The organism is Pandoraea sp. B-6 (assembly GCF_000282835.1).
In the GTDB taxonomy this organism is placed as follows: domain Bacteria; phylum Pseudomonadota; class Gammaproteobacteria; order Burkholderiales; family Burkholderiaceae; genus Pandoraea; species Pandoraea cepalis.
Map to the genome: position 1 here is coordinate 90,486 of NZ_KB290558.1, position 20,166 is coordinate 110,651.

At 61.7% G+C, this 20,166-nt stretch carries 18 protein-coding genes and 1 pseudogene; 7 read left to right on the top strand and 12 right to left on the bottom strand.

The annotated features are described in order from the left end of the window. The 4 genes and pseudogenes from A985_RS27230 to A985_RS0120985 form a co-directional block, all read left to right on the top strand. Positions 1-476: pseudogene (locus tag A985_RS27230) on the top strand (hypothetical protein); the annotation flags it as partial. Beyond that, positions 464-2,599 carry an autotransporter domain-containing protein gene (locus A985_RS26510; RefSeq protein WP_051060323.1) on the top strand — a complete coding sequence of 712 codons (2,136 nt, stop codon included), beginning with the start codon at positions 464-466 and terminating at the stop codon, positions 2,597-2,599. The pseudogene A985_RS27230 and the gene A985_RS26510, both read left to right, overlap by 13 nt. A 140-nt stretch (positions 2,600-2,739) precedes the next feature. Then, positions 2,740-4,842: a tetratricopeptide repeat protein gene (locus A985_RS27235; protein WP_017235339.1), complete on the top strand. Its 2,103-nt coding sequence runs from the start codon at positions 2,740-2,742 to the stop codon at positions 4,840-4,842. A 22-nt stretch (positions 4,843-4,864) separates the two neighbouring features. Then, the gene (locus tag A985_RS0120985) at positions 4,865-5,734 is read left to right on the top strand and encodes a hypothetical protein (protein ID WP_017235340.1); all 870 of its coding nucleotides are present in this window, start codon (positions 4,865-4,867) and stop codon (positions 5,732-5,734) included. 34 nt (positions 5,735-5,768) lie between these two features. Here the strand turns inward: A985_RS0120985 and A985_RS0120990 are convergent, their stop codons facing one another. The 7 genes from A985_RS0120990 to A985_RS0121020 form a co-directional block, all read right to left on the bottom strand. After that, on the bottom strand, positions 5,769-6,632 hold the full coding sequence (locus A985_RS0120990) for an NAD(P)H-binding protein (RefSeq protein ID WP_017235341.1): 864 nt from the start codon (positions 6,630-6,632) through the stop codon (positions 5,769-5,771). Positions 6,633-6,740: 108 nt separating this feature from the next. Beyond that, positions 6,741-7,061, bottom strand: a complete 321-nt coding sequence (locus A985_RS0120995) for a hypothetical protein (protein ID WP_017235342.1) — start codon at positions 7,059-7,061, stop codon at positions 6,741-6,743. Between the two features lie 172 nt (positions 7,062-7,233). Beyond that, entirely contained in the window at positions 7,234-9,408 is a 2,175-nt protein-coding gene (locus tag A985_RS0121000) for a TonB-dependent siderophore receptor (protein ID WP_017235343.1), read from the bottom strand. A gap of 188 nt (positions 9,409-9,596) precedes the next feature. Further along, positions 9,597-10,841, bottom strand: a complete 1,245-nt coding sequence (locus A985_RS0121005) for a citrate synthase (protein WP_017235344.1) — start codon at positions 10,839-10,841, stop codon at positions 9,597-9,599. A 99-nt stretch (positions 10,842-10,940) separates the two neighbouring features. Then, positions 10,941-11,333 carry a VOC family protein gene (locus A985_RS0121010; RefSeq protein WP_026132237.1) on the bottom strand — a complete coding sequence of 131 codons (393 nt, stop codon included), beginning with the start codon at positions 11,331-11,333 and terminating at the stop codon, positions 10,941-10,943. Between the two features lie 26 nt (positions 11,334-11,359). Further along, positions 11,360-12,682 carry an MFS transporter gene (locus tag A985_RS0121015; protein WP_017235346.1) on the bottom strand — a complete coding sequence of 441 codons (1,323 nt, stop codon included), beginning with the start codon at positions 12,680-12,682 and terminating at the stop codon, positions 11,360-11,362. Positions 12,683-12,739: 57 nt separating this feature from the next. Beyond that, positions 12,740-13,498 (bottom strand): SDR family oxidoreductase, encoded by a 759-nt coding sequence (locus A985_RS0121020; protein ID WP_026132238.1) that lies wholly within the window; start codon positions 13,496-13,498, stop codon positions 12,740-12,742. 274 nt (positions 13,499-13,772) lie between these two features. Here A985_RS0121020 and A985_RS0121025 point away from each other — a divergent pair, with 274 nt between their 5' ends. Then, a complete protein-coding gene (locus A985_RS0121025) occupies positions 13,773-14,735 on the top strand; it encodes a D-glycerate dehydrogenase (RefSeq protein ID WP_017235348.1) in 963 nt (320 codons plus the stop codon). A 330-nt stretch (positions 14,736-15,065) separates the two neighbouring features. Here the strand turns inward: A985_RS0121025 and A985_RS26520 are convergent, their stop codons facing one another. Continuing rightward, positions 15,066-15,575, bottom strand: a complete 510-nt coding sequence (locus A985_RS26520; protein WP_017235350.1) for a DUF2726 domain-containing protein — start codon at positions 15,573-15,575, stop codon at positions 15,066-15,068. Between the two features lie 414 nt (positions 15,576-15,989). Here A985_RS26520 and A985_RS0121040 point away from each other — a divergent pair, with 414 nt between their 5' ends. After that, complete coding sequence (locus A985_RS0121040; protein WP_017235351.1) at positions 15,990-16,298, top strand: hypothetical protein; 309 nt, start codon at positions 15,990-15,992, stop codon at positions 16,296-16,298. Between the two features lie 25 nt (positions 16,299-16,323). Beyond that, positions 16,324-16,485, top strand: a complete 162-nt coding sequence (locus tag A985_RS29895) for an integrase core domain-containing protein (protein WP_369751615.1) — start codon at positions 16,324-16,326, stop codon at positions 16,483-16,485. A gap of 277 nt (positions 16,486-16,762) precedes the next feature. Here A985_RS29895 and A985_RS0121045 read toward each other — a convergent pair whose 3' ends face one another. The 4 genes from A985_RS0121045 to A985_RS0121075 form a co-directional block, all read right to left on the bottom strand. After that, on the bottom strand, positions 16,763-17,686 hold the full coding sequence (locus A985_RS0121045) for a hypothetical protein (RefSeq protein WP_017235352.1): 924 nt from the start codon (positions 17,684-17,686) through the stop codon (positions 16,763-16,765). A 569-nt stretch (positions 17,687-18,255) separates the two neighbouring features. Then, positions 18,256-18,423 (bottom strand): hypothetical protein, encoded by a 168-nt coding sequence (locus tag A985_RS28765; RefSeq protein ID WP_017235354.1) that lies wholly within the window; start codon positions 18,421-18,423, stop codon positions 18,256-18,258. A gap of 929 nt (positions 18,424-19,352) precedes the next feature. Beyond that, a complete protein-coding gene (locus A985_RS0121070; RefSeq protein WP_017235356.1) occupies positions 19,353-19,538 on the bottom strand; it encodes a hypothetical protein in 186 nt (61 codons plus the stop codon). A gap of 17 nt (positions 19,539-19,555) precedes the next feature. After that, entirely contained in the window at positions 19,556-19,858 is a 303-nt protein-coding gene (locus A985_RS0121075; protein ID WP_017235357.1) for a hypothetical protein, read from the bottom strand. Positions 19,859-20,166: the final 308 nt, after the last annotated feature.

Consider the following 20,166-nt stretch of genomic DNA (forward strand, 5'->3'; position numbering starts at 1 on the left):
TCGCCGCCGTCGTTGCAGCGGCTTCGCTGAACACAGGACCGGTGTGGGCAGTCCCGCTGGCCGCCATCATGGATGGTCGCACGTTTCTCGTTGCCGGTCAGGCCGACACCACTTCGTCGCCGAATTGGCGCTATGACGGTACGACCCTGTCGATCACGGGCGCGACCTTCGCCCAAATCGTGAACACGTTCGGGACAATTTCGAACGCTGGCACGCTGGTCGGCGGTAACGCATTGCTGATTTCGTCACGGGGCACGGTGGCGCGTCTCGAGAATAGCGGGTTGATTTTCTCGCCGAGCAACGCGGGCATCGACAACGCTGGCACACTGGCGTCTGCATTCAATTCCGGCTCGATCTCCGCCGCCAACGGGTATGGTGTGGAGAACACGTCGCATCTCGGCGAGTTGACCAACACGGGGACTATCTCGGGCCGTTATGGCGTGGCCTCGTTCTATCGACGCAGTTGGGCACGCTGACGAACAGCGGCACCATTACGGGCGCGCAAAGCGGGGTGATGAACCGAAGCGCGACCCTCACGACGATCGACAACCTGCCCCTTGGCCTGATCGATGGCACCAGTGGGCTCGGCACCGGCACCGGCATCGACAACCGCGGTACCGTGATCGGTGGCACGACCTATCACGGCATCATTGGCACGATCAACAACGCTGGAACGATTTCGGGCGGGAACTACGGCATTTACAACGAGGACTCGATCGGTACCATCAACAATCTCGCGGGCGGGCTCATTTCGAGCGCCGGCGCGGCCATCGCGAATGCCTCCGCAGCGGCCACGATCGGACAGATCAATAACGCCGGCACCATTGCGGGCAACATTTCCCATTCCGGCACGCAAGCCTTGTCCATCGCGGGGGCGTCAGGCGCAGCGCAGGGCACCCTCACGGGTTTCGGCAGTGCTATCCCCGGAACCCTTTCCAGCTCGCTCGCCGATATACACTTCAACGGTGGCAATCTCCTACTTAACGACGACCTGAACCTCGCTGGCACACGAACGGCGTTCAACGACGCGTCGGTATTGCAAGTCAACAATGCCATCCAGGTCTCAGGCGATTACGCACAGGCGGCAGGCGCCACGCTTCAGATCGGTGTTGCGGGCAATGCGGTTACGACCGGCGATTTGACGACCGATAGCGGCTACGGACGGCTGGTTGTGAGCGGCAACACGACACTGGCAGCGGGTTCGAGTATCGCGTTACAGTCGCTCGGCTATTCGTTTGCGGCGGGTCAGCGCTATGTCGTGATCGACACGGCAGGCTCGGCCACCTACAACGAAGGTTCGCTGGTTTATCGCGTCAACGGTTCGTCGACGCTCGGCGCGACCGGCGCCACGGTCGCTAACGGCAGTCGGCAGGATCTGGTCGTGACGTTGATTTCGGATACGAATGCCGGTTCCGACAACGGCGGCGGCACCGGTACGACACCGCCCGCCGACCCTCGCACCAACGCCTTGCTTGCGTCGGCACCCAACGCGCAGTCGTCGCTGCGGGGCTTGCTGGGCTACACCGGCGTGAGCGACGCCCAACTGCTGAATCTGTACAACGCGGCACTCGGGTCGCTGAGCGGCGGTTCGACGGACTCGGCCAATCGGGTCGGCAAGCAACTCGCCCCGGCGCAGAATACGCGTGCCGCAGGCGCGGCCACCTTCGAATCGCTGGGCGTGGTCGGTGCGCACGTCAACAGCCTGCGCGTAGCGCAGGCCGGGGGCACCGGGATTGCGACGGGCGACAGCGCAGCCAACTGGGGCGTCTGGGGACAGGCCTTCGGCGGTCACGCCAGCCAGTCGGTGCGTAACGACGTCGACGGCTACAGCGCCAACTACGGTGGACTGGTCGTCGGTGCTGACAGAGCATTCGGCGAGCGCTGGCGTGCGGGGGGAGCGGTCCAGTTCTCGCGCACGGCGATCGACAATGACGGTAGCACGTCGGGCAATACGACCGGCGTGAACGGGTATGGCCTCATTGGGTACGCCGCGTACACCGGCGAGCCGTGGTACGTGAACCTGTCAGGCTCGGCGGTGCTGCAACACTACGATACGACGCGATCGGTGTCGATGCCGGGATTCAACGGCGTGGCCCATGGCAACTTCAACGGTCAACAATTCGTGTTCGGCGCCGAATTCGGCTGGCCACTGGCGCTGGGACGTGCCATCGTCACGCCGCTGGCGGGCGTCACATATGGCTATCTGAACCAGAACGGCTATACCGAAACGGGTGGCAATGGCTCGGCGCTTACGGTCGGCAGTGTCGGCGCTAGTTCGGTGCGTAGCGCGCTGGGGGCGAAGGTCGCCTTGCCATTCGAAACGGCGAAGGGGATGTGGGTGCCCGAACTGAGCGTGCGTTGGCTGCATGAGTACAACCGTACGCGTCAAACGACGGGCGCGAGCTTCGCTGCGGATCCGTCCGGCCAGACGGCGTTCACGACCGTGGGCGCTACGCCGGTGTCGGACCTGGCCGATATCTCGCTGGGCCTGACCCTGATGAAAGCGAACAATCTGAGTGCCTCGATTCGCTACGACCTGCAAGCGGGGGCGGGCTTTGTGTCGCACACGGGGATTGTGCGCGTACAACAGCGCTTCTGAGCGTCGCGCGTGTTCGGAAACGTTCGTACGCGTCCGGCGGTCGCAACGATTGACATGGCGGCGACCGCCGTGGAAGTATCGCGCAGTGCCTACCGTCTCCCGACCGCCTCTCGATGTCTGCCGCCGCTTCGACCCCCGGAATGCTGACCTTCGCTCAGGCGATTGCGTTAGCCCATTCGCATTGGCAGGCGGGACAGGCGCCCCAGGCAGAAGTCCTGTGCCGGCGCGTGCTGGAAGCGTCGCCCGAGCACCCGGACGCGCATTATCTCCTCGGCCTCATGGCCCATGCCTATGGCAAGCGCGACATGGCGATCGACCATCTGCGCACCGCCTGCCGGGCGCCCGGTGCGCTGGCGTCCAGTTGGTCCGATCTGGCCGAGATGTGCCGGCAGGCGGGCCGGCTCGATGAGGCGCTGGCGGCGGCGCGCCGGTCCGTCAAAATCGATCCGGCGTTTGCTGCCGGGTGGAACAACCTCGGAATAGTGTTGCAGGAGGTCGGACAGCTCGATCAGAGCTTGGCATGCCTCACCCGCGTGAGCGAACTGCTGCCCGCGTCGGCCGATGCGCACAACAATCTCGGGAATACCGCGCGTCTGCTGGGGCGTCAGGAGTCTGCCGAGACGCACTATCTCCGGGCCCTTGAAATCGACCCGCTACGCGCGGACGTGCACAGCAATCTGGCGTCGCTGCTGAGCGCACAGCAGCGCTTTACCGAAGCGCGAACGCTGGCGCGCCGCGCCATTGAGCTGGATCCGTCGTTCGTCGACGCCTACCGTAATCTTGCCGACATTGAAGTTTCCAGTGGAGACGTGGCGGCGGGGTTGCAGGTCGTGGAGATCATGTCGGCGTTCGCCCCCCAGCATTCCTCCACGCTCGTGACGCGTGCCCGGATTCTGCCGCTGGTTGGACGGTTGGACGAGGCACTCGATTGTGCTCGCGATGCGCTCGCCCTCCAGCCGGAGAGTCACGATGCGCGGGCTGCGCTTGCGCTTGTCGAGGCGCAGAGGGTTACGCGCAATCGCCCGGCACTCGTCGACGGTGTCCCGCCCTCGGTGCCGCAGTTGCTCGCCACACCGCCGGATATGACCTCGGTTCACGACGCCATCGTGGCGTGCGTCCATGCGCAGGCGTACGAAAGGGCTGAGTCGATGCTGCGCGAGGTCGTGGGCGCCGAGACCGCGCCCGTGGTGATGTGGCGATTGCTTGCGATGGTCTTGCGCGCGCAAGGCAAGGTGCACGAGGCACGAGACATACTCGACAGGCTTGCCCGTCAGGTGCCTGGCGACCTGTCCAACCGCTTCGATCTCGCCGAGACGTTGCTCCTGCTCGGCGACTTCGAGCGTGGTTGGCGCGAGTATCGCCACCGCTACCGCCTCGAACATACGCAGTCCATTGAGCGCAAGGTGCAACGCCCGCGTTGGGACGGCAGACCGATTCCCGGCCAGACGCTCCTCATCCACGACGAGCAGGGCTACGGAGACACGTTCCAGTTCCTGCGCATGGCGCGCTGGGCGCGTGAGCGCAGTCAGGCGCGCGTGATCCTGGAGATCAATCCGGAAGCATTGCCGATCGCCAGGCGCATGTGGGGCGATGACGATATCGTCGCTCGCGGTACGTTGCCGGTGACGTTCGATCAGCATTGCGAACTGATGAGCCTGCCAATGGCGATGGGCTTGACGCTCGCCGATCTGCCGGGCGACGTATCGTACCTGAGCGCCGACCCCGAGCGCGTCGCCCATTGGCGCGAAAAATTGGCCGACGTGCCGCGCCCGTGGGTCGCCGTGGTGTGGGCGGGGCGCCCGGAACACGTCAACGACGGCAACCGGTCCATGTCGCTCGCACAACTCGGCCCGTTGGGGGCGAGTGGCGCGACGTTCCTTTCGATTCAGAAGGGGCCGGCGGCCTCGCAGGCAAGCACGCCTCCTGACGGCATGTCGATGGTGTCGCTCAGCGACGGGATCCGCGATTTCGAGGACACTGCGGCGATTTTGCATCTCGCGGATTTGTTGGTGTCGGTCGATTCGTCGCCCGTTCATCTGGCAGGCGCGATGGGACGTCCGGTATGGGTGCTGTTGCCGTTTGTTCCCGACTGGCGCTGGCTGCTCGCTCGCGACGACTCGCCCTGGTATCCGGGGATGCGTCTGTTTCGCCAGGAGGCCCGCGCACACTGGCAACCCGTGGTCGAACGCATGGCGCAGGCACTCAAGCACTTCGTGGTGGAATGGCGTGATGGCGCGATTTGACCGAAGGGCGCGGCGCAGCGCCATGAACGCCATGCTTGCAGGGTGGCAGCGCGGGATGCGTTACGTTGCCGCAGTGGCTGCCCTATCGCTGGCGTCTGGGTGTGCCAGTGTGGATCGCGACGCGCATGCCGATGCGTTGGCCGGACCGGCGGGACTGCACCGGGAAGTGCTGACGGCGGGCGATTTCCGCCTTACCGTGTTCTCGCGCATTACCCGCCCTGACAAGCCTCTACGCATCTACATCGAAGGCGATGGATTGGCCTGGGTTTCGCGCAGTGAGCCATCGCTGGACCCCACGCCGGTCGCGGCAACGGGGCTGGCGCTCGCTGCCGCGGATTCGTCCGCGAAGGCCGCCGACAACGTCGCCTATCTGGCGCGACCCTGCCAATTTACGCCGATGCAGGACAATCCCCGTTGCGCCGTCGCGTATTGGACCGGCAAGCGGTTCGCCCCCGAAGTGATCGATTCAATGAACGCGGCAGTCGATCAACTCGTGGCCCGTACCCCTGGGCAGCCCGTGGAGCTTGTCGGCTACTCGGGCGGTGGCGCCATTGCCGTGCTGATCGCAGCGCGCCGCCACGACGTCGCCGCGCTGCGCACGGTCGCGGGCAACCTCGACACCGAGTACATCAATCGGCTGCATCACGTCTCGCCGATGCCGGCGTCTCGTAATCCCATCGACGTGGCGCGGCGAATCGCAGGCATTGCGCAGATCCATTTCAGCAGCGCGCAGGATACGATCGTGCCGCCGGACGTCGCGCGGCGCTTCGCGGCGGCGGCGGGGGGATCCTGTGTGACGACGGTCACGGTGCGCGGGGTCGCGCACGATGGCGATTGGGCGCAACATTGGCGTGAACTGCTCGCACAAGTGCCGGTTTGCCGAGACCGCTAGCGGGTTGCGGATGGCCTGACGCCCGTCACCGGTGTCAGCTTTCGCGCACCAATGCGGCGATTGCCTCGACGAGTGTGACGCCGCCACGCAGCGCGTGTTTGCCGTCGTCGCGGAAGCGGAAGTCGCCGTTGTTGAATCCGTCGAGCATCTGGATACGTGGCAGCGGGTTGCGCATACCTTGCGCGCGAAAAAGGGGATCCCAGCCCGCTCGGGGCACCGCCTCGGCGCAGACGTCGCGAACGAGCGTACGGGCGAGTGCGGCGGCGATGTCGTCGGGCGAGTAACGCTCGGGGCCTTCGATTTCCCAGATTGGGTTGTCGCTGAACGGCGCCTGCATGGCGCGCGCCGCGAAATGGGCGACGTCGCTCACCGAGACCATCGGAAGCGCCCGATCCACCGGCTGCAAATAGCTCGGCAGCTCCCCGCGTTCGCGAGCGGGCTCGATGTCCCACGCGAAGTTCTCCATCAGCCAGGCCGGGCGCAGGAACGTCACCGGCAGCGATAACGACAGCATCGCCGCCTCGAACAAGCGCAGCGCGGTGAGCAGGCTGGGCATTTCGCAGTCGGCGCCGATGCTCGACAGGCACACCACGCGTTTCGGGCGAGTGGCGGCCAGCGCTTGCCGAATCGCGTCGATCAGGCGCCGCGCATGCGAGAAGTCCGGCTCGGGGTCTGCGTTCGGTGGGAGCATCACGAACACGGCTTCGCTGCCGCGAAACGCGTGGGTGAGGGCGTCGACATCGTCGTTTTCCGCGACGGCAATCTCACCGCCCAGTGCGGCCCATCGGCTCGATTTGACGGCATCGGGGACGACGACCCGCAACGGTAGACCTGCCTTGAGAAGGTCATGTCCCAGCACGCTGCCCACTCGCCCCGTGATGCCCATTACGGTGTACATGGTCACACCTCACACGCAGTAACGTTGCCGTAAAAGTAACACGGGAACCGGCGGCGCATAAATCGCAGGCGTGACGGCCCGACAACGGTGACGGGCCGTCACGTTGTTCTAGGGCATAAGCTTGGGTCGTTTGCCGGGCCCGGGGGAATGGATCACCCGACAGGGGCTGATGAACTTGTCGCTGGCGACGGCCGCCTGCGCAAAGGTCTCGAAGTAGATCGCGTGGTCGGCATTTGCCACGTGCGCTCGTTCAATTTCTTCCGCCGACGCGTTCCATGCGAGCCCCAGATACTCGCCATGGTCGTGGAACCAGACGACATAGCCCTTTCTCGACAGCGGTTTCGGCAGGTCCGGTGCTCCGCTCGTCCCGAATCGCCTCGTCATGCCTGCACCTCGGGATTTCACGTTCTCATCGTTCGAATCGCGCATGGGTTGCTCCCAGAAGTTGCCCCCACCGATGTGGGGGACGCTTCCATCATCCCAGCCGTGAAATCACTTGAGTTTCAGCAACGTCCGAATTGTCGGCTCGGGACGTCGCCATGCGAAAGCCTCGACGTATTTCCCAAATCGATGCGTGGGGGCGGTTGGCGCTTCGCAAGCCTCAATAGCGGTATCCCAGTGTGAGCATCACCGAGCGATCGTCGCCCAGTGCCACGGCGTTGCTCAGACCTCCTGTGTAGTAATGCTTGTTGAAGATGTTCTTCAGATTCAGCGCGGCGTGCCAGCTCGGTGCCGTGTAGCGCACGCCCACGTCGCTGACCACGAAGCCCGGAATCGTGTAGCCATACGCATAGAGGTTGCTCTGACCACGTACACCCCCGTTGATCTCCCAGCGCCGCAGTTCGCCCGGCAACCGGTAGCGTGCGAACAGGTTAAAACTGTGCCGTGGCACGTTGTTGATGCGCACGCCATTGGTCGACGGTGCCTGGCCGCCATCGTCGGCGATCACGGCCGACGTGTAGGCGTAGCCGCCGGTCACGCTCAACTGATTCGTCGGCGCGGTGTTGAAGCTGACTTCGACGCCGCGCGAATGCTCTTCGCCCACGGCAATGCTGTAGCCGTCGTTGTTCGGATCGCTCTCCAGCACGTTGCGGCGGCGCAGGTCGAATGCCGCGAGCGTCACACTCGTGTGGCCCTTCTGGAGGTCGAACTTCACCCCCGCTTCCCACTGCTTGCCGGTTTCAGGATCGAAGGCGTTGCCGCTTACGTCCGCGCCGCTGTTCGGGTAGAACGAGGTCGCGTAGCTCACATAAGGGCGCACGCCGGGGAACAGCTCGTACATCAGCGCAAGCGAGCCCGTGGTGGCGTTCGACGGGTTGCCGCTCGTGGTGTCGGTCAGCTTGTTGAGTACGTTGCTCGACGCACTGTCGTAGCGCATGCCCGCCAGCACGCGCCAGCGCTGGCCGAGTGCGATCTGATCGCGCGCGTAGACGCCCAGATCGCGGATCGTAGTGTACGCGCGCGTTCGTGGCGTGGATGGGCATGTGATGGCTCCCGTGTAGACCGGGGCGTACATGTTGATCGAACCGACCGAGCACGTGGTGGTGGTCACGTCCTCGCGCCCGCGCATGTAGTCCATGCCGACGGTGATCTCGTGGCGGCCGAACGCGGTGTCAAAGGTCTTCTGCGCGTTATTGTCCAGCGAGAGCGTGTCGCCGGACCATTGCGAATCGGTGGCCGTGCGGCTCAGCGTGTAGCCGTTCGAGGCGACCTTTCCATTGGCGACGAGCTGACCGCCCAGCGCGAACTGTTGCCAGCGAGCATTCTGGTTCACGGTCCAGCCCGAGTCGAAATGGTGGGCGAAGCGGTAGCCGATACGTGCCTCGTGCCCCGAGTAGGGCCGCTCACCGGGCTCGCCCGTGAAGGTACTGCGCGACAGGCTGCCGTTCTTGTTCGGGATCAGCGTGCCGGACCACGGCAGGCCTTGCTGGCGGAGGTAGTTGCGTTCCTGATAGCTCGTCAGGATCGTCAATTCCGTGCGCGGGCCGAGATCAAGCGATAGCGACGGCGCGATATAACGATTGCGCGACCAGACATAGTCGGTGGCGTCGTGGCTGTTCGTCGCCAGGGCGTTGATGCGAAATGCGGCCTTGCCGTTCTCCGAGAGCGGCGTACCCATGTCGACGGTGCTCTGGTAGAAGCCGTGACTGCCCACGGTGGCATCGACGTTGGCGAACGTGTCGGCTTCCGGCCGCTTGCTGACCATGTTGACCATGCCGCCCGGCAGCACGAGTCCGGAAAGCAACGTAGCCGGTCCCTTGATCACTTCGATCTGTTGCAGTCCGAAGGTTTCTTCGGCGAAGCGGTTATTGATGGCCGTGCGCAGGCCGTCGAGATACACGGAATCCGACGCCGTTTGGCCGCGAATGATGAAGTCGTCCCAGCCCCGTCTGCCGTACGTGCCCGAGATCACCCCGGGCACGTCGTGCAGCGCGTCGTTGAGCGTCTGGACCTGTTGCGCGTCCATCAAATCGCGCGTGACGACACTGATCGATTGCGGCGTCTCGCTCAAAGGCACCGACGACTTCGTGACCTGAGCGGCGGCGGGCGCGTCGAACGCGGTGCGGGGCGCGCCGCTCGCACTGACAGACACTGCGGGCAGCGCAACGGTGCCAGATGCACTCACGGACGTGGCGTCGGGCGTGGCGGTGTCGGTGTTCGTTGCGCTCACGGCAGCCGAACTCGCCACGTCAGTAGACGTGGCCTGCGCGAAGGCGAGCGGCGACGCCGCGATGAAGACCAGCGGCAGTGCAGCGTAATTCTGGAGGCGGCGCATCGATAATAATAAAAATAGAAATGAGAATTATTATTAATTAAGTTGCGTATGCTACTACGGGTCGTCCTCGGTAATCAATGCGCGCTGAAATATTGCCCATGTCCCGAGTGCCGGCGCGGGGCGGGCTCATCCAACCGAGTGTGGAATCGTATCCGCCGATACGGCAGGGTGAACCAGCAGGATCTCAGCTAGCGGATGATCGTCTTGAATACGCGATTTCGGTCGACGGTCGCCGCGTCAGGCAGGCCATTGCCATCGTCGTTGGGGGGCACCGAATCCACATCCTCGAGAACGGGGCCGGTGTAACGTCCGCGGGGTCGGATCACCTTTCCGACCTTGAGCTGCTCCATGCTATGCGCAAGCAGGCCGACACTTCGTGCGGTGGCGAATAGGGCGAAGGCGGCGTCGCGAGGAAGCTTGAGTTGAGAAGCCAGAACGGCAAGCGCGACATCGATGTTCGGTTGAAGCCCCGTCAAACGGGTCACCTCCCCGATAAATGATGCCAGTTCTTCGGGGGGATCGAGGCGCTCCAGCAACGCCTGGGCGCGCGGGTCGCCTTCGGGATAGAGATGATGGCTGAACCCAGGGATCGGGAGGGCCGACTGCAAGTGATGGGCCACCACACTTTCCGCCCCTACTCGCTCTACATGATCGAACACGGCACGGACACGACCTGAAGCGTCGCCGTGCAACGGGCCTGAGAAGGCCGCCAGCCCGGTGAGCAGGCATCCCGGCAGCGATGCGCCGGTGGATGCCGTGATTCTTGCGGCAAAGGCCGAACTGGTTAGCTCGTGGTCGGCAACGAGTACCAGGGCTCTGCGAATGAGGTCGGTGCCTTCGCTTCCTTGCCCCCATCCAAGCGCCAGTCGTTCATGCGTGAGCGTCGCCTTTTCGCTGCATTTCGCACCAAACGCTTGGGAGACGAGCGCGACCAGGTGGCCCGCCTCGGTATGTAGTGCTCGGTCGGTTCGGCCGTGTGTCGAGTGACCATTCGCGGCAAGCGCGGCCAAGGACATGAAAGCGCACTGTCTGCCGCGCTCTTCCCACTGCAGCGGGGTTCGGTCAATGTCGAAGGCAATTGGCGATCGTGCGTTCCACAGGATGGCGGCAACGTCTTCGAGCGTCGATGCCTGTGACAGGCGAATGCTATCGCGCCCGCGGTAGTACGCGCGCCCTTTGGAAAACGTAGTGATTGCGCTGTGGATGCAAGGCTCGGCGCCGAATATCGTGCCTGCGGCAAGGGCGGCGCGTTTGCGGCCGACCTGCTTCTTTCGGCAAAGGATCGCGACGTCCTCTGCACGATACAAGCTCTTGCGCGGGTCGGCGGGGTCCGGCATGACGGCGATGTTGCCTCGGCTGACGTACGCGTAGATCGTCTGCGCTTGCACGCCCAACTGTCGGGCCGCTTCGGTCAACGTGATCCAGGTTCGCATGGAATAGGCGTTCGCTATAGGGCAGGGCGCTCAAAACGGGCAGCGGGACTCACTCGTTTCGAGTGAGTCCCGAGCGGGTGGCTCAATATTGACGTCTCTTCAAGTAAAAGTCATCTCGCTAGGCTTGCGCTCAAGGACTTCAATGAGGATCTCGCCCGGGGACTTCACAAAAAGTGCCCGGACGCCGGCACGGACCGACTTGATCGGCTCGACGATGTCGGCTTCGCAGGCCTTGAGGTGATTGAAGGCGACATCGAGATCATCGACGGTCACGCCGAAATGATCGATGCCTTGCGTGCGCGTGCCACCTGAGATTTCGGTCGTATGCGCGCCGGACAGTTGGGTGATGAATAAGTTGATGGACCCGATGCGAAGATCCACACGCCCCGGACGTCGAACGACTTCCGCATTCAGGCACCGGGCAAACCACGCTGCCGTGGCTTCAGCGTCTGCCGAGCGTAGCTGAAGGTGATCCCATTTGAATTCAATCATGTCGTTCGTGCGATAGGTGGGGGCGTTCAAAGCTCGATTCTGGAGAGCTTGCCGAGGAGAACGGAATACGAGAACGTACCGAGCAGGCAGATAGCGCCCATCAGATTCAGTGCCCAGTAAAACTGTCCCGTGCGTTGTATGACGTAACCGATCATCAGCGGCGTCGTCACGGCAGCAATGTTGGCGGCGAGGCTCGTGATACTGCTGGTGAGACCGACATACTGGCGCGGCGCGATCTCGGAGACGGCGGCCCAGGACATCGAGCCGACACCTTGCGCGAAGAAGGCGATGGTCAGAATGGCGATGACCATCGCGTTGGATTCGACAAAGTTCACCAGGACGATGGACGAGCCGAGCAGCGTTCCGATGACCAGCGGCGCTTTGCGTGCGGCGGAGAGGGAGACGCCACGGCGAATGAAGAAGTCCGAGAGACAACCGGCGACGAGAATGCCGAGCGTCGCGCCCAGGAAGGGGAGTGCCTGAAAGATCCCAACCTTGATCATCGACATATGGCGCGCCTCGGCCAGATACGTCATGAACCACGTGGTGAAAAAGACCAGAATCGTGTTGTTGCAGAACTTGCCGAGGCAAATGGCCAGGATCTGGCGATACCCGAGCAGTTTGAGTGCCATGCGCCAGTTGAATTTTTCCCGCGACTTCTGCGCGGACGGGGTGCGCGATTCGTTGATGTAGTCGAGTTCGGCCTTGTTCACCCAGCGATGTCGCGAGGGATCCCGGTAGGCACAGAACCAGATCACGCTGAAAAGAATGCCGAAGCCGCCCGTCACGAAGAACACGGAACGCCATCCCGCGGCGGCCGATATCCACAGCAGAAGGCCCGTAAAAATGGGCGTTCCGATGTACTGTCCCATGACGTAGACGCTGGTCGCGAATCCGCGCTCCTGCGTGGGAAACCAAAGCGTCACCGCGCGTGCATTCGATGGAAACGCGGGGGCCTCGAGCGCACCCATCGTCAGGCGAGAGCCAAGCAACATGTGATAGCCATTGGCCAGCCCCTGCGTGAGCGTCGCGAGCGACCATCCCACCAGCGACAGCGCATAGGCGATGCGTGAGCCGAGCACGTCGGCAAGGATGCCGCTGGGCAGCAAGGCGAGGGAGTACGCGAGACCGAATGCGGCGAACAGCTCGCCCATCTGCATCTTGTTCAATGCGAGGTCTTTCGAAAGGCTTGGGGCGACGATGCCGAGGGCGGATCGGTCGACGTAGTTAAGAATTGTCGCGATCAGCAACATCGACAGCACGACGTATCTGACCTTCGATGGTCTTGCCGTGATATCGCGTGATGCCGTATCGAGTGCTGACAGGTGTTGTTCCTCTGCAAATTTCATCGATGTCTCCTGATCGGTGGCCTGCCCGTTGCTTTTTATGTGGGGCGGGCGAGGGGGTTATCCGCGGCCTACGAAAGGCATGGTGGTGGCCATGAGGGTCATGTTGAGGACGTTGGCTTCGAGCGGGAGGCTGGCGATGTGAACGACAGCGTTCGCGACATGAGCGACGTCGATTCGAGCTTCCGGGGCCACGCTGCCGTCGGCCTGAAGCACGCCACGTGTCATTCGCTCCGTGAGCGACGTTGCCGCATTGCCGATATCGATCTGGCTGCAGGCGATGCGATAGGGGCGCCCGTCCAGCGCCAACGATTTGGTGATGCCCGACACGGCGTGCTTGGTGGCGGTGTAGGCGATGGTGTTGGGGCGGGGGGAGTGCGCCGAGATGGATCCGTTGTTGATGATTCGCCCGCCTTGCGGCGTTTGGTTCTTCATGATGCGCCAGGCCGCTCTCGCACACAGGAACACACCCGTCAGGTTGGTGGCGACGACGTCGTTCCAGAAGTCGAGCGGGTATTCGTCCAGCGGCACTGCGCCGGCGTTGCGTCCGGCGTTGTTGAAGAGGACGTCCAGACGTCCGAATTCGCGAAGGATTTGCGCAAATGCCGCGTCCACGGAGCGTTCATCGGCGACATCGGCCGCCACGACATACGCGTTGCCGCCTGCGTCATCGATGGCCGCTTGGGTTTCCTGAAGGGGCGCATCCCGGCGTCCGATCAGCGCGACGGTGAATCCGGATGCGGCAAACGCGATGGCGGCCGCTCGACCGATGCCGGAACCGGCACCCGTGACGGCGGCGAACTGCTTCGAAGTCGACATGACATTACCTTTTCTCAGTGGGTCACGAACCGAGAATGGCATCGGCCGCGTCGGCCGGGCAATCTTGATTCGTTCAATCAACATCTGGAAGCGCACCCAGTCGGTGGCGTGTCAGGGTTTTCCTGATGAGCGAAAGGTGGAGGGCATCCCATGGTGGGATGCGACCGAAGGGCGCGCGTGGGCGGCGGTCATAGGTTGATTGATTCAATCAACATTGACCTTGGGCTGGCGGGTTTCGTAGTCTTTGTGCGACCGTCTACTTGGAGAAAAGATCATGTCGGAAAGCACGCGCACCCAATTGTTGATCGCGCGAAAAGTGCCGCAAGCCGTGGCGAGCCGCGCAGTGTCGGAATTCAACGCCTACGTGACCGAATCGGATATGGATGCATGGGCGGTGGTGGAATTCTGCAAGGCGCGCGAGGTGCCAGCGGTTCTGGTCGGGAAGAAATCCGGCTTGCAGGAAGCGCACATTGCGGCGTTGCCATCCACGGTGAAGATCATTGCCAATGCCAGCGCGGGCGTTGATCACATGAACGTGGCGTTCGCCCGCGAGCGAGGCATTGTCGTGACGAACGCGCCCGATGCCTTGACCGAATGCACGGCGGACTTCGCGATGTTGCTGGTGCTGGCGGCCAGTCGGCGTGCGGCGGAATACGAAAAAATCATGCGCGCCGGTTGGGGGGAATCGTTCGGCATGACGGACATGCTGGGCACGCGCGTCAACGGGAAAACGATTGGCATCGTGGGTTTCGGACGTATCGGGCGAGCGGTCGCAAAGCGCGCGCAGGCGTTTGGCATGAAGGTGGCCTACACCGACATTCAGCGGGCATCGCCGGCGCTGGAGAACGGGGCGGTGTTTTATCCAAGCCTCACGGAACTGCTTCCGCATTGCCAGGTGCTCTCGCTGCATGTTCCCGGTGGCGGATCGCCGCTCATGACGAAGGCGCAGTTCGATCTCATGCCGAAGGGGGCCGTATTTGTGAATGCGGCGCGTGGCGATCTGGTAGATGAAGATGCGCTTTACGGCGCATTGACGTCGGGGCACCTTTTCGGCGCGGGCCTCGACGTGTATCGAAATGAGCCCAATGTCGATGCCCGCTTCGCATCGCTGGACAACGTATTTCTTACGCCTCACATGGCGAGCGCGACGAAAGAGACGCGCGACCAGATGGGGTTCACCGCGTTGGACAATGTGGCGGCTGTGCTAGCGGGGCGTAGCGTACTAAACCCGGTCTGATGGGGTTTGCCTTCGCAAGACGCTCATATGGCGTTTGCACCGACGTGTGGCGGCGAAGCGGCGTAGCGGCGTAGCAGGGATGACGCCTGGCATTTTCAACGCCGCGGCGCAGCGTGGCAAATCACACGTCGCGGCGACGCCGCGGCAGGCCGGTGACGGTGAACTGACCCCGTAAAGTTGGACGGGGAAGTGATGGCGGTAAGGGCCGGGTTCTGTACCGAACGGAACTTAGCCCTTCTGGCTGGCTCGAGCCTGATGCGGCCGTGATCGTAGTCGTGGATGCCGTGGGCAAAGGCGGGGTGGATCTAGACGCCCCTTTCGGGTCGCGGGTCATGCGGCGAATTTCAGATCGCCGGCGCCGTTGGTGCTTCCCAGAATCGCTTGTCGAATGGCCGATTCTGAAGGATAGCGCCTGACGTCAAATCGCACGAGGCGCACATTGACTGCCTTCAACACGTCCTCCTTCTTTGCGTCCCGCGCTCGTTGTTGCTTTCCCTCATGCGACGGGTCATCCAGCTCAACTGCGGCAGCGATTGAAAAGTCAGGGGTGCAGACGAGGAAGTCCACCGATAGTTGCGCGATTCGGTTGAAGTGCGAATGGCTTTTGCCGCGCTTGGTTCGGACGATTCGCTTGATATCGACCTGTGCCAGAACGATGTGTCCGGGCAAGCTGTTGACCAACAGCCGATAGAACGCTTGCTCGGTTTTCGTGAGCGGTTTCACGGCGTAGTACGCGGTCGAGTCGATGGCGATGGCCGCCCTGCGTTTGCGCGGTCGAACCGTCTCCAACATCAACATCATGACAACAAGCAGGGCAAGGGAAAGCAATGCCAACCCCATACGAAACCTCCGAAGTTCACGGATAAGTGGGGGGCACTTTTTGATTTTTCCTGCGGGAAACCTTTACGCCGGATGCTATCGATGGGCGGCGAGCTTGTCCCGCGCATTGTAGTCTTACATCCCTACGCAAGTTGTGCGCATATGCCGCCTCCACCGATGTGAGTGGCACAACTGTGGCATTGAATGATGCTGAAATTCATGCCTTAGGGTCGTGGGTTCACCGTGACTCCGTCAGCCCGTCTTCGTTTCGCCTCTTATACGTCACAAACGTTTTCGCAGCGCGTCGAAACTTTTCGAGTGTCGACGTATAGGCTCGGATATTCGGAAGTTGCTGAAACGCAAGGTTTGGCACTCCTGCGATGATGAAGTCAGTCGTTAGCGCGGCTAAATTTATTCACATGTCAGGAGATTTTGATGAGTGATTCAAACAAGAGCGGCGGGAAGGACGAAGAAATCGGCGGTCAAGGCGATGGCGGGTTCGACCTCCCCAAGTCGTTGACGCGCGAGGGGCATGTTGTCTGGTTCCACGAATACAAGAAGTACCTCGGTTACGCGTGGGACGAGCGAGCAGGAGAAATCAGGCGAGCGCATGTGTCCGACCCCGAGCACGCGATTTACTTTGAGACGTTCGCAGAAGCGATGGTGGCAACGGATACGTTGATGGGCCCGCACGTCATTATTCACGTGGCGAGGCGGGGTGAGAAACCGCGATTGGTGAGATAGATTGGGTTGCGGCCCATTCGATGCGGTGGGCCGTTATCGGCAAATTCTGGATTCACCCTCGCGCCTTGCTACGCCGCAGCACGCCAGCCGTGTAATCGGCGACCGGATCCAGTTCTACAACCATCGGCGGCCGCGCCAAGCGCTGAAGATGATGACCCCGGCCGAGGCCTTTGCTTTAGCCGCCTGACCTGCGATGACCGAACACTACGTGCGTGACCGACTGGGCGACAAGGTTGAACCGACCCAATAACCGGTTTTGCGGAGCCAAATACGAATTGTGGAGCAGGGCAGAAAAGGGCGGAATCGCCGAATGCCTTGAAATCACTGTGGTGCCCAGGGCCGGTAACGATTAGCAACTCGCTGCCTTCAAAGCCCTATCTGGCCTAGAGGGGGTTCGTGGGGTGGGGTGAATTACCCCAAGATGTTACCCCACCCTAGGCCCTGCGTCGAGGCGGTCCCTGCCGTCAGATTAGACCGGCCTTAGCTGCTGCCTTCACGTTCATCCACGTCCCGTCAATGCGTACAAGGTCTCCGTTGACCTCATAGCCGTTCGCTTGGAGTGCTCCGAGGTTCGGGGCGACACCGCGCATAAATCCAGCAATCAGCGGCTTCCAAGCACTCATATCCCGTGCGTATGCCTGCTGCTGAATGGCGGCAGTAAGGCCCGCTTTCTGGCCGCTTTGCTTCGCCCATTCATAGAACGCCGGAAGCTCATCCGCGCCAAGGCCGTTACTCGTCAAGTAGTTGTCCGTCTGTGCCTGATAGGCGTCAATGACAAACTGCACTCGCTCGCCAGCCTGCGACGGGTCCATGCCTGAGCGCTGGGCCACGCCCATGACGACATCCTCTACCGCCATATCGCCCGTGGCTGCTGCAATGGCATGAGCTAGTCCCGCATCCAACGTCGATTGGTCAAACGGCTCTACTGCTGTATCCACCGCCGAGGCCACCTCTTCGGGCATCATGGCGGCATCGGGGTTAGCCTCTTCGCCCCCCTCTTCAGTTGCTTCCTCAGTGTCCTGACGGGGTCCATTCTGGCTATCGCTAGATGTCAGTGCGAACCCATCCGAAGTCTCTCGAAGAATCCCCGCCTTAATGAAGTCGCCAACCTTGGCGCTCATGCCAGCGATAACGACCACGCTCGCGGGGGTAATGTTGTTCGTCGGGAGGCCCATCGGGTCCCGTGCGGTGCTACGCCAGTCGGACGACTCATACGACGAGAGGTCGCCCGCCGAGACGGAGGCATACTCACTGGTGTTCGATACTGAGTCGTTACCGTTCAGGGTGATTGAGGTCGTGCCTCCGACAACGCGTGTCGTGGGGCCGGTGCTCGGAAGTGCCGTCTCTTCGGTAGGGACGTAGGTGCTGTAGCTGCTGTAATCGCTCATGGTAATTTGGGTTTGAATGGTTCGTTAGATGAGGCCGTGTTTCCGGGCCTCGGTGATGCGGTAATAACCGCCATCGATCATTACGCGGTCTTGGTCACGGGTCTCTCCATGCAACACGCGAAAGCCTCGTCGGGCCAATCCTTCTATGCTGTAAGGGTCAGGGGTGGGCATTGACGAGTAGTCCGGAGGTGCTGCGGGAGTGGGCCGTTGGGGATGCTTGCCGGTGGTCTGAAAATCGCCTTTAGGGTCACGCTTGAGTAGCCCGAGGCGGATCAATGCGGACGCGGATGCTGTGATACCGGAGACCGTGAATACTTCTTCGTCGCTCCGCTGGTCACTATGCATCGGCCAATCTCCGTAACCTTGCCTCTAATTCCCATCCAATTAGCAACGAGATTAGAAGTTCCATATGCTCATCACGGGTGGGGTTATCTAAGAGGAGGTCCAATCGCGCATGGATCGCTTGGCGTCTCTCGTTATCAGCGTCAGTGTTGGTTATGCGCTTCGATGGCTTGCGCTTCTTCAACGCTGGCGCAGGGGCGTCTAGTTCAATAGTCATGCCAGTGGTCTCAAGTGCCGGAGGCGTAGAGTTGTGCGAGGTGCTTGGCCTTCTTCATTCGCCTGTGAAGGTCCTTTCGGAAGTAGTGCCGGTAGACATGAGGGACAAAGCGCTCATACCGGTCTCGCATCGCGATCAGCACTTCCAGTGCAACGGCGGGGGATTCGGAGGGGCTCATAGCAATATGGGGTAAGTTGATATGGGTGATGTCGTCCGGCGGCTGTTAGGCGCTCACCGGTACCCTCAGAATCGATTCCTGAGGTCGTAGGCTGCTGACCCAGAATCCATCCCTGTTAATTGCCATTCCCCTCGCTTCCATCTCGGGGATGGTCATACATCGACGGTCCTTCCCGAATGAACCTGTTCGGTGTTTGTCAAAAGCGTGGGAGGAATTGAAATGCTGGTGACATCCGGGGCATTGGTTACGGTCTCCGGTCAGTCGTTTGCTCATGGTGTTGTTTGCAGACAAAAAGAAGCCCGCTCAATGGCGGGCATGGATAGGCATCTAAAGGGGTAACTGAGGGGGAGGCGTGTAGCAGCGCTCAGCTTCGCTTCGCTTGGAGACCGAACCTCTCTGAGGGGGGGGGGACATCCATCATGGTCACCCTCCACATTGAATCAGGATATGTGGTCTCCAACGGCGAAGCCGTATCAGAGATGGAACGGAGGTATAGAGTCCTTGTCGTGGTCTCTTCCTGTTCTTGTTACTGTTCCTGTTGCCTTAGCGGGTCGCTAACCGTTCGGTTTCTCTCAAGTCCCTAGAAATCAGCCTCTGCGGCCTCAGGTTTTACCGTCGAAGGTCTACCGCCTTTCCTTCCGTTGACTCTGTTCGTTTCAATCTTGGCGATTGCCTTCGCTCGGTCTTGATCGAGATGAGGGGCTTTGCGCTTGGGAAAATACGTTTTGAGGACCCGCGCAAGGACCTCCGAGTCTCCCCCTCGGGCAACGTAAGTGGCCTCAAGCGTTGACTTGGGTGGAAGTTCACCCGTGCGCCAATACAGGTCTTCGAGAAAGGTCAGGGTGCCAATCTCGGCTATGCTGAGGTGAAGCGTTCGCTCAATCCGCTCCCCGATGTCGAGTTGTCGGAATGGCAGTTTCATGAGTCGCTTATGCCCGCTCAAAGGTGACGATCACCTCATCGTCTTGTGCGCAGGGACTGGTGAGGAAGACCCCGCTAGCCAGTGGCGTCAGGGGAGCGCCGTCACCATTCACGGTAGCGGTGGGCGTGCCTACGAACTCGGGGAGTCCAAAGAATTGTTGGCCCGAAAAGGCCTTGTCAGTGATGGTTGTCATGATTGGCTTCGGGTTAATTAGGTAAGGCGGTGGAGTTCAGCGTTCTCACGATCAGCGGCATCACCTCGCAGGCCACGGACATACTTGTCATAGACCTGAATGGCGCGGCGCATAATCAGACTGCGGGACGGGATAAGGTTGCCCTTGATGGCACACGTCGGATGCTCTTGGAGGGCCTGAATGGTGTCCGCTAGCGGTCGCTCAAGGCGAACGCGCAGGACATCGCTAGTCTCGGGATCAAGCCTCCGTTGATACTGGGTGCGTTGTTCTTTTTTCATTTCGAGGAAGAGGAATTGCGCAGAAACAGAGCCGACCCTCACGGGTGACTCTCGGGGTGACCTACTGGGGAACTGAAGGGGACACTGCTGGTGACGCGAACCGATAGCCAGAACCAAGAACGGCTATGGTGATGAGTTCACTCTAAGCGAGAAGGGCAACCGGGCCGGTGAGGGTAGACATCCCACCAGCCCATCGCCGCAAGGTATGAGCAATACCAGTACTACGCCCCTTGGAATGCGGCCAAGGGATTCTCGCGCTCGATGTCTTCAACCACGGCCTCCCTCTACAAGAGCGTGGTGAAACCATCGGCAAGCGGAATTCGATACGCCAACTTTGGTCAGACGTGTGA

Excerpts from the sequence above, each read along its gene's own strand:
- A985_RS27235 (WP_017235339.1), top strand. The coding sequence starts at position 2,740 with ATGCTGACCTTCGCTCAGGCGATTGCGTTAGCCCATTCGCATTGGCAG.
- A985_RS0120985 (WP_017235340.1), top strand. The coding sequence starts at position 4,865 with ATGAACGCCATGCTTGCAGGGTGGCAGCGCGGGATGCGTTACGTTGCC.
- A985_RS0120990 (WP_017235341.1), bottom strand. The coding sequence starts at position 6,632 with ATGTACACCGTAATGGGCATCACGGGGCGAGTGGGCAGCGTGCTGGGA.
- A985_RS0120995 (WP_017235342.1), bottom strand. The coding sequence starts at position 7,061 with ATGCGCGATTCGAACGATGAGAACGTGAAATCCCGAGGTGCAGGCATG.
- A985_RS0121000 (WP_017235343.1), bottom strand. The coding sequence starts at position 9,408 with ATGCGCCGCCTCCAGAATTACGCTGCACTGCCGCTGGTCTTCATCGCG.
- A985_RS0121005 (WP_017235344.1), bottom strand. The coding sequence starts at position 10,841 with ATGCGAACCTGGATCACGTTGACCGAAGCGGCCCGACAGTTGGGCGTG.
- A985_RS0121010 (WP_026132237.1), bottom strand. The coding sequence starts at position 11,333 with ATGATTGAATTCAAATGGGATCACCTTCAGCTACGCTCGGCAGACGCT.
- A985_RS0121015 (WP_017235346.1), bottom strand. The coding sequence starts at position 12,682 with ATGAAATTTGCAGAGGAACAACACCTGTCAGCACTCGATACGGCATCA.
- A985_RS0121020 (WP_026132238.1), bottom strand. The coding sequence starts at position 13,498 with ATGTCGACTTCGAAGCAGTTCGCCGCCGTCACGGGTGCCGGTTCCGGC.
- A985_RS0121025 (WP_017235348.1), top strand. The coding sequence starts at position 13,773 with ATGTCGGAAAGCACGCGCACCCAATTGTTGATCGCGCGAAAAGTGCCG.
- A985_RS26520 (WP_017235350.1), bottom strand. The coding sequence starts at position 15,575 with ATGGGGTTGGCATTGCTTTCCCTTGCCCTGCTTGTTGTCATGATGTTG.
- A985_RS0121040 (WP_017235351.1), top strand. The coding sequence starts at position 15,990 with ATGAGTGATTCAAACAAGAGCGGCGGGAAGGACGAAGAAATCGGCGGT.
- A985_RS0121045 (WP_017235352.1), bottom strand. The coding sequence starts at position 17,686 with ATGAGCGATTACAGCAGCTACAGCACCTACGTCCCTACCGAAGAGACG.
- A985_RS28765 (WP_017235354.1), bottom strand. The coding sequence starts at position 18,423 with ATGAGCCCCTCCGAATCCCCCGCCGTTGCACTGGAAGTGCTGATCGCG.
- A985_RS0121070 (WP_017235356.1), bottom strand. The coding sequence starts at position 19,538 with ATGACAACCATCACTGACAAGGCCTTTTCGGGCCAACAATTCTTTGGA.